We start from the raw sequence: 12,151 nt of genomic DNA, 5'->3' as shown, positions 1-12,151 counted from the left end.
ATTCCTATATTTTTATTAAATATTTTCTATAAATATTAAGAAGTTTTTTTATGATTATCTATTTTTTTTAATATAGGATAACTAATAAAAATTAAAAATATTATAAAGGAAAAGGCATGTACTTCATTATTAAATAATATTTTCATAAAAGGGCTATAGGTATTATGAATTATATAATTATTGCATAAATTATAGGCACTAGAAATAGCATCCTCTGAAATAAATTCTACAGTATCTAAGGGTGTGTGTATTTTAGATACATCACCATGGGAAATGGTTAAAGAGTCAAAACCATTATTATTAAAACTAGCATGATCACTTGAATCTTCATATTTAACGTTACAATCTATTTGAAGGTTTTTACAAATAGATTGAAGAGAATTAAGAAGAGGTGATTCTTTATTTTGAGAATCTTGTACTCTCATAAATGTTACAGGAAATTTATCTGCACCAATCATATCAAAATTTATAACTTCTGCACCCTTTAAAATAGATTTATATTTTGAGGCAAATTCATTAGAACCAATAAGTCCAAATTCTTCCCCATTTAAAGCTACAAAAATAATATCTCTATCAGGTTTTGGAAGAGAAGATAAATATTTTGCAAGTTCAATTAAAAATGAAGTTCCAGATGCATTATCTAATGCACCACAGTATATATTGTTTAAACAATCAAGGCCCATATGATCAAAGTGGGCTGTTAAAATTAATGGAGGTTTTTTAGAATCTCTACCTTTAATTTTTGAAGCTACATTAAATACTTCTGTTTTAATTAGTTTATAAGGGAGGGATATTGATATTTCAGCACCAGTTTTTATACTATTAATTATTTCCTCATATGTATCTTCAGTAATTGCTATTGCAAAGGATACGGGAGATTCATAAACAAAGGAACTTCTAAATTTAAAGTTATCTTCCTTACTTACATATAGCAAAAACAGTTCATTATCCTTTTTAAAGGAAATTGATGATGGAAATATGTTTAAATTATCCTCAGAAGATAAACTGATTTCAGAGGTTTTAAAGTTAAGCATATCTTCTTTAAAATCTTTTCCGTAAGTAAATTGTTTTATTGTTTTATTATCTTTTTTTAGTTCTAATAAGGGTTTAGTATCCTTTTTTAAAGGGGCAATAACTTGAAAGCCTTCTTTGTAAGTTTTATTAATAGGAATAAGATTTAATTTTTTAAATTCATCAGATATATAATTTGAGACTAATTCATTTTCCAAAGTACCACAAAGCCTTCCACTAAATTTAGGTGAGGATAAAAATCTTATATTTTCCTTTACATCCTTTGAGCTAAAGTGGTATATGGAACATCTAAGACATAAGAAAAAAATAAAAATTATTCCAGAGATAATAGTACAAATTTTATAAAATTTTGATTTCATCTAGTGCTCCTAAAAATTATTTCACTTAAGTTTATTATAGTTTTTCTTATAATATGATAAAAAGCTTAAGATTTAACTTAAGCTTTTTTGTAGAGCATATCTATAAGAGCATAGGTTAATGTAAATAGAATACATACATATACACTTAAATTTAATTTTGAATTTATTATTACAAATATGCCACCAAGTATTGCAGTAATTAATATTATATAATTTATAAATTTATAAATACCTGCTTTTTTCCCATTTAAAACAGATACAGAAGATATAATTATTAATATTAAAGTTATAAAAGAAAAGGATTCTTTTAATATTTTAGAAAGTTCAATTATTTTAAAATGATTAAGAGTTAATAATAGTATTAGTACAATTAAAGATAAGGAAATTATTTTTTGTATATATTTATTCATAATAAAACCACCTTATGGAAAATATTTACAATTTAAATTATACTAGAACTTAACATAATTACAATATGTAATAAGCAAAATAATCTAAAAAAGTTTATTGCAATTGAGAATAAGGGTATAATGAAATATGGATAAATTAGTTTTGGAGGTTGAAAAATGAATATTAATGAAAGACTAGCGGAGGAACTTGGGCTTAAGTTAAATACAATTAATAATGTTATTGAATTATTAGATGGAGGAAACACTGTTCCTTTTATTGCAAGATATAGAAAAGAAATGACAGGTGGTCTTTCTGATGAAGTTTTAAGAAATTTAGAGGAAAGATTAACATATTTAAGAAATTTAGAAGATAGAAAAAAAGCTGTAAGTAAAATCATAGAAGAACAGGGCAATCTTACAGAAGAAATAAAAAATGCCTTAAATAAAGCAGAAACTTTAACTGAAGTTGAAGATATTTATAGACCTTATAAACCTAAAAAGAGAACAAGGGCAACAATAGCCTTAGAAAAGGGATTAAAACCTTTAGCAGAAATTATTTTAAGTGGAAACTTTAGTGGAAATATTAATGAGGAAGCTAGGAAATTCATAAATGAAGAAAAAGGTGTAAAAAATGAAGAAGAAGTAATTAAAGGTGCATTAGACATAATTGCAGAAATAATTTCTGATGAAGCTAAATATAGAAAATGGATAAGAAATTTTGTTTTTAATGAAGGCAAAATAGAAACAAATGGAAGCAGTGAAGAACAAACACCTTATGAAATGTACTATGATTACAGTGAAGAAGTAAAGAAGATACCTCCTCATAGAATACTTGCTATAAATAGAGGAGAAAAGGAAAAGGTTCTTTCTGTAAAAATAACTTCAAACGAAGATAAAATAATAGAATATTTAGAAAAAAATATATTAAAGGGCAATAGCAATACAGATGAACTTTTAAAAGAGTCTATTAAAGATTCTTTAAAGAGACTTATATATCCATCAATTGAAAGAGAAATAAGAAGTGAACTTACAGATAAGGGAGAAGAGGGAGCTATTAATATATTTAAAGAAAATCTTAAAGCTCTATTACTTCAAGCACCTATTAAAGGTAAGGTAGTTATGGGCTTTGACCCAGGATTTAGAACTGGTTGTAAAGTTGCAATATTAGATAGTACAGGTAAGTTTTTAGAAAATACAGCAGTATACCCAACAGCACCAAAAAATGATGTTTTAGGAACTAAAAATAAGCTTAAAGAATTAATTAAAAAATATGATGTCGATGTTATTTCACTAGGAAATGGAACAGCTTCAAGGGAATCAGAGGAAGTTATAAGTGAAATGATTAAAGAAATAAAGGAAGAAACAGGTAAAGAAGTATCTTATGTTATAGTATCAGAAGCTGGAGCTTCAGTTTATTCAGCTTCTAAGCTTGGAACAAAGGAATATCCAGATTTAGATGTTACAGTAAGAGGTGCAATATCTATAGGAAGAAGACTACAAGATCCTTTAGCAGAACTTGTAAAAATAGATCCAAAGGCAATAGGGGTTGGACAATATCAGCATGATGTAACTCAAAAAAGACTAGAGGAGTCATTAAATGGTGTAGTAGAAGATTCAGTTAATAAAGTTGGAGTTGATTTAAATACAGCAACACCAAGTCTTTTAACACATATATCAGGAATAAACTCAAGTATTGCAGATAATATAGTAGCTTATAGAGAAGAAACTGGAGAGTTTAAATCAAGAAAGGAACTTTTAAAGGTAAAGAGATTAGGACAAAAAGCCTTTGAACAATGTGCAGGTTTCTTACGAGTTATGGAAAGTAAAAATCCTTTAGATAATACTTCTGTCCATCCAGAATCTTATGATGCAGCTAAAAAGCTTATAGAAGTTTTAGGTTATACAATGTATGATTTAAAAAATAAAAAATTAGATGATATAGAAGATAGAGTTAAGTTAAAGGGTATTAGCAATCTTTCTAATGAACTTGAAATTGGAGAACTTACTTTAAAGGATATAGTAAAGGAACTTCAAAAACCAGGAAGAGATATAAGAGAAGATATGCCAAAACCAATACTTAAAACTGGAGTTATTGAACTTAAAGATTTAAAATCAGGTATGGTTCTTATGGGAACTGTTAGAAATGTTTCAGATTTTGGTGCCTTTGTTGATATTGGAGTTCATCAAGATGGCTTAGTTCACAAAAGTCAAATGGCAAATAAATTTGTAAAACATCCTTTAGATATAGTTAAAGTTGGAGACGTTATAAAGGTTAAAATTTTAGAAGTTGATGAAAAGAGAAAGAGAATAGCATTATCAATGAAAGAAGTTTAAAAATATTTTGTTAGAAATTGTAGAAAAGAATTGCTTGTATGAAATTATTGTTAAATGATACAATAACTGTAACAAATTTCAAAATGGTAGGGGTGGGGAAATGAGATATGTTGCTTTAGTTATTTTATTAATATCAATTATGTTTGTGTGTATGTTCACATTTACAATTTTCATGAATAGGAAGAATAGTTTAAATAAAAATTTAAAAATTACTATTATGATGATGACAGTTACTTTTCCTATAATTTCTTTAGTTGGAGGGACTTTGTTTTTAACCTTCAAATTAGTTGAAGTAATAATGTCTGTAGATATTTCAACCTTTAATATTTTTATAATTTCAATTATTGGTGTATTTATTATATTTATTTGTGATTTAATAAGTAAGCAATTAGTGGGAGTTTTAGCACCTATTGTTTTTGCAAATAAATATAAAGATGAAAATTTAAATGAAAAAGAAATGATTAAGATTATTGAAAAATCACAAAATAAGTTAAATATAATAACTTTTTTGCTTATGTTTATTATTAGCTGTCTTTTATATATGTCAATAATGAAGATTATAGCTGTTGACTTTACTTTAGGATTCTTAATTATAATTTCTGCTTTAAATTTATTAAGTTATAAAATTTTCTTTAGAAGATCAAAATTAATAGAATAATAATTAAGTTAAATTTAAAGATGCAATTTTTTATTGCATCTTTTTTTATTGCCAGTAATATTTAATAACTTTTATAAATAATAATAATATTGTGAAAGAAAAAAATAAAATGGAAAATAAGTAAAATATTGACAAGAGAACAAAAAGCATTTACACTTAAATAGAAAAGTAAATTTTTTACAAAATAAAATTAATTTTACATTACAGAACTTATGGGGGTGCTAGTTATGCCAAATATATTATTAACAAGGGTAGATAATCGATTAATTCATGGACAAGTAGGAGTAACATGGGTAAATCATTTAGGAGCAAATTTAATTTTAATTGCAAATGATAAAGTTTCAGAGGATAAGGTACAACAAAGCTTAATGGAAATGGTATTACCAGATGCAATACAAGCAAGGTTTTTTTCAATTGAAAAAACAATAAAAGTAATTCATAAAGCAGCAGATAGACAGAAGATTTTCTTAGTTTGTAAAACACCACAGGATGTTTTAAGACTTATTGAAGGTGGAGTTCCAATAAAGGAAGTTAACATTGGCAATATGCATTTTAGTGAAGGAAAAGAGCAAGTTTCATCAACAGTATCTTTAGATGATGATGACAAGAAAACAATAAGAAAAATATTAAACCTTGGAGTTAAAGTTGAGGTTAGAAGAGTTCCAGATGAGAGGGTAGAAATAGATATAGAAAAATTTGTTTAATTAGTTTTCATTTTTAATTTATTCATACATTTACAAAAATAAAGGGGAGGATGGACAAAAATGTTAGTAGAAGCGCTATTAATTGCTATTTGGGCAGGTATCGCGGGTATAGACATGTTTAATGGATTAACTCACATACACAGACCAATAGTAACAGGACCTATCGTTGGACTTATACTTGGAGATATGACAACTGGACTTATTGTAGGAGCATCTCTAGAACTTGTATGGATGGGAATGGTACCACTTGCTGGTGCACAACCACCAAATGTTGTTATAGGAGGAATAATTGGAACAAGTATTGCAATTTTAACTAAACTTGATCCACAAGCTGCAATTGGAGTAGCAGTACCATTTGCAGTAGCAGCACAGGCTGGAATAACTTTATTATTTACAGCATTTTCACCCGTCATGCATAAGGCGGATAAATTTGCAGAAGAGGCCAATACCAATGGAATTAATAAAATAAATTATTTTGGTATGATAATTCTTTTTGTATCTTATTTTGTTTGTGCATTTTTACCAATATATTTTGGAGCAGACAAGGCAGCAGATATAGTAAATATGATTCCTACAGTTATAATTGATGGATTAGCAGTTGCTGGAGGCGTTATGCCAGCTATAGGATTTGCAATGCTTCTTAAGATAATGCTTAAGAAAGAATATGTTGCATTTTTAATAGCAGGATTCTTATTAGTAACTTACTTCAATATTCCAATATTAGCTCTTGCTTTAATTGGATTATGTATAGCACTTTATGACTATTATGCAAAAAATAATCAAGAAGCAAAAGTTGTAGTAAAGGAGGAGTATGAAGATGGCATCTAAGGTAGAATATAAAAATGCAAATGTAGATACTACATCAGAATTAGGATATAAAAATGCTAGTACTGAAAAAGTAATAAATAAAAAAGATCTTAATGTTATGGTTTGGAAATCATTATTCCTTCAAGCTTCATTTAACTATGAAAGAATGCAAGCCTGTGGATGGCTATATGGTTTATTACCAGGACTTAAAAAGATTCATACAAATAAAAAAGACCTTTCAGATTCAATGAAAGATCACTTAGAATTTTTCAATACTCATCCATTTTTAGTTACATTTATAATGGGACTAATAATAGCTATGGAAGAGAATAAAGAAGATAGAAATACAATTAGAGCAATAAAGGTTGCAACAATGGGACCTTTAGGAGGAATTGGTGATGCATTATTCTGGCTAACAGCTCTTCCAATATGTGTTGGAATAGGAGCATCCCTTGCAAGTCAAGGAAATGTTGCAGGTCCAATAGTATTCTTAGTGTTATTTAATGCTCTTCATTTCTTCTTAAGATTCTTCTTAATGAAATATGGCTACAATACTGGAGTAAAAGCTATAACAAACTTAAAAGAGCAAACAAAGAAAATTTCACATGCTGCATCAATAGTTGGATTAACAGTTGTTGGAGGTCTTATAGCTTCAATGGTTAATTTAAAAACTACATTAGTTATAACAGCAGGTCAAGCAGAAGTAAAACTTCAAGAAGGAGTTTTAGATGCAGTAATGCCAAATATTTTACCATTAGCTTATACTTTCTTAATGTATAAATTACTTAAGAAAGGTAAATCACCTGTTATGTTAATAGTTGTTACAGTTGTTTTAGGTATAGCAGGAAAAGCAATTGGAGTATTATAATTTAAAAATTATTTAAAATTTTGGATCTATGAAAAATTTTTTTCATAGATCTTTTTTGCATGGTAACTACCAGTTTCTTAGAAAATTAAATTTATTGTTGCATAATAGCCTTGTTATTGATTATAATTAAAGAGAAGAAAGATTTTATTATAAAATTTTTCCAGTATTTTATTCTTGTTATAAATAATAAATAAGGCGGTAGTAACAAGTGAAGGTAATAGATAAAAATTCTAAAATACCATTATACTTGCAGTTAATGGATATTTTAATAGAAAAAATAAATTCAGGCTTAGAAGAAAATGAACAATTACTTTCAGAGAGAGAAATTTGTGAAATTTATGATGTAAGCAGAACAACTGTAAGGCAGGCATTAGACGAACTTGAAAGAGATGGTTACATATATAAAGTTCATGGAAAAGGAACTTTTGTAGCACCAAAGAGAGTTAATCAAGATTTAGTTTCATTTTATTCTTTCACTGAAGAAATGAAAAAAATAGGTAAAAAACCTTCTTCAGAAATAGTTGGTTTTGAAATTATACAAGCTGGTGAAAAATTATCAAATACATTTAAAGTTTCAGAAGAGGACTTAATGTATAAGATTATAAGAATAAGAAAAGCAGATAACATACCAATGATGTATGAAATAACATATTTACCTTTTAGTAGATTTGAAGACTTAACTAAGAAAGAATTAGAAGAAAACCCTATGTATGATGTTTTTAGGGATAAGTATAATGCTAAATTAACTTTCGCAGAAGAATATTTTGAACCTATACTAACTAATAAATTAGAGAGTATATATTTAGATATTCAAGAAGGAGCTCCAAGTTTAAAGATTGAAAGATATACTTTAGAAAATACTAAACTTATAGAGTATACTATTGGAGTGGCTAGAGGAGATAAATTTAAATATAGAGTTCAATTAAAAAATAGCTAAATAATAAAAAAATAAAAATAAAAAATTTTTAGAACTGCTGGTAATGATGACATTAGCAGTTGTGGGAGGTATTAAAATGATTTTTGGACTAACAAAGGAAAGATTAAGAGAATTAGGTGCAACATTTACAGCTACAGAAATTAGACAACAACCTAAACTTTGGAGAGAAACTTACCAAATAATAAGTGAAAATAAAGGTATTATTTCAGAATTTTTAAATAAGAATTTAGATGATAATACTAGAATAATTTTAACAGGAGCAGGAACTTCAGATTATGTTGGAGATACAATATATCTTGCTTTAGCTAAAATGTTAAATAAGAGAGTTGAAGCAATAGCTACAACTGATTTAGTATCAAACCCTCATGAATTTTTAGAAGAGGATACTAAAACAATATTAGTGTCTTATGCAAGATCAGGAAATAGTCCTGAAAGTGTTGGAGCTTATAATATATTCCAAGATAATGTAAAAAATATAGCACAACTGGTTATTACATGCAATAAAGATGGACAACTTGCTAAAAAGTCAGAGGAAAATGACAATACATTATGTTTATTAATGCCAGAGAAATCAAATGACAAGAGTTTTGCAATGACAAGCTCCTTTAGTTGTATGTTACTTGCAAGTCTTTTAGCATTTGACATTGAAAATTTAGAAGAAAATAAGAAATATGTTGATGCAGTAGCAACTCAAGGTGATTATATTTTAGATAATGATTTTGAAGATATTAATGAATTAGTGAATTTAGATTGTAAGAGAGTTGTTTATTTAGGATCAGGAGCATTAAAGGGATTATGCCAAGAAATGGCTCTTAAAAATTTAGAATTAACTAGTGGAAGAACAATTACAGTTTGCGAATCAGTTTTAGGTTTTAGACATGGTCCAAAATCAATTATTGATGATAATACTTTAGTAATATTTATGAATTCAACTAACAAGTATACAAATCTTTATGATATGGATTTAATAAAAGAAATTCATGGAGATACAGGAAATCATAAATTAGCGGTAATTAGTTATAAGAAAAATGATGAATTAAAATCACTTTGTAATAAGTATATAGAAATAGATGGACAAGATGTTCCAGAAATTTATACAGTTTTTAATTATATGTTATTTGGTCAAATGTTTGGATTATTTAGTTCATTACATCTTGGAATTTCACCAGATAACCCAAGACCAGATGGAACTGTAAATAGGGTAGTAAAAGGGGTAACAATACATCCATATAATAAATAATTATTAAAAAGAGAGGGAGAGTTTTTTATGGTAGGGATAATAGTAACAGGACATGGGGAGTTTGCAACAGGAATGTTAAGTTCGCTTAAATTAATAGCAGGAGAGCAAGAAAATTTAATAGGTGTAGATTTTACAGCTAATGATAATACTGAAACTTTAGAAATGAAATTTAAAGAAGCTATAAATGAACTTAATTGTAATGAAATAATAGTTCTTTCAGACTTAGCAGGAGGTTCACCTTTTAAGGTATCTGTAGTTTTAAGTCAGACTATTAAAGATAAGAAGATAAGAGTTATTTCAGGAACAAATTTAGGAATGATACTTGAAGTTTCACTATGTAGAGATGGTATGGAAGTAGATGAACTTATAGAATTTGCAAAAAATTCTGGAGTTAATTCAATAAAACCTTTTGATGTAATTAAAGAAGATGAAGAAGAAGAAGATTTATACGAAGTAGATGGAATTTAAAAAGATTATTAATAGGAAGAGGGTAACATAAAATGGGAAAAATTTTATCAACAAGAGAAATGTTAAAGAAGGCACAAAGGGAAGGATATGCAGTACCTGCATTTAATATACACAATTTAGAAACACTTCAAGTTGTAGTAGAAACAGCTGCAGAACTTAACTCACCAGTTATTTTGGCAGGTACACCATCAACAATAACTTATGCAGGTGGAGAATATATTGTAGCAATGGCTGAAGTTTCTGCAAAAAAATATAATATTCCAATAGCAATACATTTAGACCACTTTGAAGATAAAGAGGCTATAAAGCATTATGTAGATATTGGATTTAACTCAACTATGATAGATGCATCACATGAAAATTATGAAAACAATATAAAAATAGTTAAAGATGTTGTTAGTTATGCTCATAAATATGATGCAACAGTTGAAGCTGAACTTGGAAGATTAGGTGGACAAGAAGATGATTTAGTTGTAAATGAAAAAGATGCAATGTACACTAATCCAGAACAGGCTAAAGATTTTGTAGAAAAAACAGGAATAGATTCTTTGGCAGTTGCAATTGGAACAGCTCATGGTTTATATAAAGGAGAGCCAAAGCTTGATTTTGATAGATTAAAAGAAATAAGAGAAGCTGTTGATGTTCCATTAGTATTACATGGTGCATCAGATGTTCCAGATGAGTTAGTAAAGAAGGCAATTTCTCTTGGAATATGTAAAGTAAATGTAGCTACTGATTTAAAAATACCATTTTCAGATGCTGTAAAGAAATACTTTATAGAAAATCCAGAGGCTAATGATCCAAGAAAATATATGACACCAGGAAAGGCAGCTATGAAGGAAATAGTTAAACATAAAATAATGGTATGTGGAAGTAATAATAGAGCTTAATTAAAGAGGTGAAGGTTATATGGTACATCCTATTAAAGATATTGTAAAAAGGTATAAAAATGGAGAACATGCAGGAATATTTTCAGTATGCACTTCAAATCAATATGTTATAGAAGCTGCAATGAGTAGATTAAAGGATGAAAATATGTATCTTTTAATAGAATCAACAGCAAATCAAGTAGATCAATTTGGTGGATATACAGGAATGAAACCAAAGGATTTTATAAACTATATATATAAATTAGCTAGAGATAATAACTTTAAGGAAGATAGGATAATTTTAGGGGGAGATCATTTAGGGCCACTTACTTGGACTAATTTAGATCCAGAAGTTGCAATGGAAAATTCTAAAAATTTAATAAGAGAGTATGTTCTTGCAGGATTTACTAAAATTCATATAGATACAAGTATGCCAATAAAGGGAGATATGGAATCTGGAAATTTTGGAGATGAGATAATAGCTAAAAGAGCAGCTATTCTTTGTAAAGTAGCAGAAGATGCATATAAAGAATTATTAAAGGAAAATTCTAATGCAATTCATCCTGTTTATGTAATAGGTAGTGAAGTTCCAATTCCAGGAGGAGCACAGGCTGAAGGAGAAGATAAGGAAGAGGAAGAAGGTATTTCAGTAACTAAAGTTGTAGATTTTAAAAATACATTGGAAACATTTAAGGATGCCTTTAAGGAAGCTGGTGTTTATGATGCACTTCAATATGTAGTTGGAGTTGTTGTACAACCTGGTGTAGAATTTAGTAGTGATTATGTTTGGGGATATAATAGAGAAGCTGCAAAGGATTTAACAGAAGCTTTAAAAGAATATGATGATGTAGCTTTTGAAGCTCATTCAACAGATTATCAAACTCCAAAAGCCTTAAAGGAAATGGTTGAGGATGGGTATATAATTTTAAAAGTTGGACCTGCTTTAACCTTTGGTTTCAGAGAAGGAGCCTTTGCACTAAATGAAATGGAAAATGAATTGTTAAAATATAATCCTAATTTAGAATTATCTAAGTTTATAGATGTTTTAGATTTTAATATGGTAAAAGAACCTAAGGATTGGATAAAACATTACTCTGGAAGTAGTGAAAAAATTAAATTTGATAGAAAATATAGTCTTTCAGATAGATGTAGATATTATATGCCAAGAGAGGATGTAAATTTTGCATTAGAAAAGATGCTTGATAATTTAAATAAGGTTGAAATTCCTATAACATTAGTTAGTCAATATATGCATACTCAATATAAAAAAATAAGAGATGGCAAGTTAGAATTAAACCCAAAGGAACTGTTAAAAGATAGAATTGGTGAATATATAGATGACTATATATTTGCAGTAAAATAAAGAGAAAAAGGAAAATGAACTTTTATGAGTTTCATTTTCCTTTTTTGTTAAATATATTTAGCTGTTTAAAGGCTATTATATAAAATAATAAATTTTATAATATAATTTATGTTTTAAAATTAT

At 27.7% G+C, this 12,151-nt stretch carries 12 protein-coding genes; 10 read left to right on the top strand and 2 right to left on the bottom strand.

Annotation, left to right across the window (positions count from 1 at the left end; all coding sequences use genetic code 11):
• Window positions 1-35 precede the first annotated feature (35 nt).
• Together J2S18_RS03430 and J2S18_RS03425 are read right to left on the bottom strand one after the other, a co-directional pair.
• Window positions 36-1,391: a M28 family metallopeptidase gene (locus J2S18_RS03430; protein WP_307483233.1), complete on the bottom strand. Its 1,356-nt coding sequence runs from the start codon at window positions 1,389-1,391 to the stop codon at window positions 36-38.
• 77 nt (window positions 1,392-1,468) lie between these two features.
• A complete protein-coding gene (locus tag J2S18_RS03425; protein WP_307483230.1) occupies window positions 1,469-1,801 on the bottom strand; it encodes a hypothetical protein in 333 nt (110 codons plus the stop codon).
• 156 nt (window positions 1,802-1,957) lie between these two features.
• Between J2S18_RS03425 and J2S18_RS03420 the strand changes: the two genes are divergently transcribed.
• The 10 genes from J2S18_RS03420 to J2S18_RS03375 all read left to right on the top strand — a co-directional run bounded on the left by J2S18_RS03420 (window position 1,958) and on the right by J2S18_RS03375 (window position 12,028).
• Entirely contained in the window at window positions 1,958-4,114 is a 2,157-nt protein-coding gene (locus J2S18_RS03420) for a Tex family protein (RefSeq protein WP_307483227.1), read from the top strand.
• Window positions 4,115-4,214: 100 nt separating this feature from the next.
• Window positions 4,215-4,772: a hypothetical protein gene (locus tag J2S18_RS03415; RefSeq protein ID WP_307483225.1), complete on the top strand. Its 558-nt coding sequence runs from the start codon at window positions 4,215-4,217 to the stop codon at window positions 4,770-4,772.
• A gap of 227 nt (window positions 4,773-4,999) precedes the next feature.
• Window positions 5,000-5,476 carry a PTS N-acetylgalactosamine transporter subunit IIB gene (gene agaV, locus J2S18_RS03410; RefSeq protein WP_307483223.1) on the top strand — a complete coding sequence of 159 codons (477 nt, stop codon included), beginning with the start codon at window positions 5,000-5,002 and terminating at the stop codon, window positions 5,474-5,476.
• Window positions 5,477-5,536: 60 nt separating this feature from the next.
• Window positions 5,537-6,304 (top strand): PTS N-acetylgalactosamine transporter subunit IIC, encoded by a 768-nt coding sequence (agaW, locus tag J2S18_RS03405; RefSeq protein ID WP_307483221.1) that lies wholly within the window; start codon window positions 5,537-5,539, stop codon window positions 6,302-6,304.
• Entirely contained in the window at window positions 6,294-7,151 is an 858-nt protein-coding gene (locus J2S18_RS03400) for a PTS system mannose/fructose/sorbose family transporter subunit IID (RefSeq protein WP_307483219.1), read from the top strand. Before agaW ends, J2S18_RS03400 begins: the two co-directional genes overlap by 11 nt.
• Window positions 7,152-7,359: 208 nt before the next feature.
• Window positions 7,360-8,088, top strand: a complete 729-nt coding sequence (locus J2S18_RS03395; RefSeq protein ID WP_307483217.1) for a GntR family transcriptional regulator — start codon at window positions 7,360-7,362, stop codon at window positions 8,086-8,088.
• A gap of 76 nt (window positions 8,089-8,164) precedes the next feature.
• Window positions 8,165-9,328, top strand: coding sequence for an SIS domain-containing protein (locus tag J2S18_RS03390; protein ID WP_307483215.1), 1,164 nt, complete (start codon window positions 8,165-8,167; stop codon window positions 9,326-9,328).
• Window positions 9,329-9,355: 27 nt separating this feature from the next.
• Entirely contained in the window at window positions 9,356-9,796 is a 441-nt protein-coding gene (gene agaF / locus J2S18_RS03385) for a PTS galactosamine/N-acetylgalactosamine transporter subunit IIA (RefSeq protein ID WP_307483213.1), read from the top strand.
• A 32-nt stretch (window positions 9,797-9,828) separates the two neighbouring features.
• Complete coding sequence (locus tag J2S18_RS03380; RefSeq protein ID WP_307483210.1) at window positions 9,829-10,686, top strand: tagatose bisphosphate family class II aldolase; 858 nt, start codon at window positions 9,829-9,831, stop codon at window positions 10,684-10,686.
• 19 nt (window positions 10,687-10,705) lie between these two features.
• Window positions 10,706-12,028, top strand: a complete 1,323-nt coding sequence (locus tag J2S18_RS03375) for a class II D-tagatose-bisphosphate aldolase, non-catalytic subunit (RefSeq protein WP_307483207.1) — start codon at window positions 10,706-10,708, stop codon at window positions 12,026-12,028.
• The last annotated feature ends 123 nt before the right edge of the window (window positions 12,029-12,151 follow it).

This window comes from Eubacterium multiforme, from assembly GCF_030813415.1.
Taxonomy (GTDB): domain Bacteria; phylum Bacillota; class Clostridia; order Clostridiales; family Clostridiaceae; genus Clostridium; species Clostridium multiforme.
This window is presented reverse-complemented; position numbering and strand designations above follow the sequence as displayed.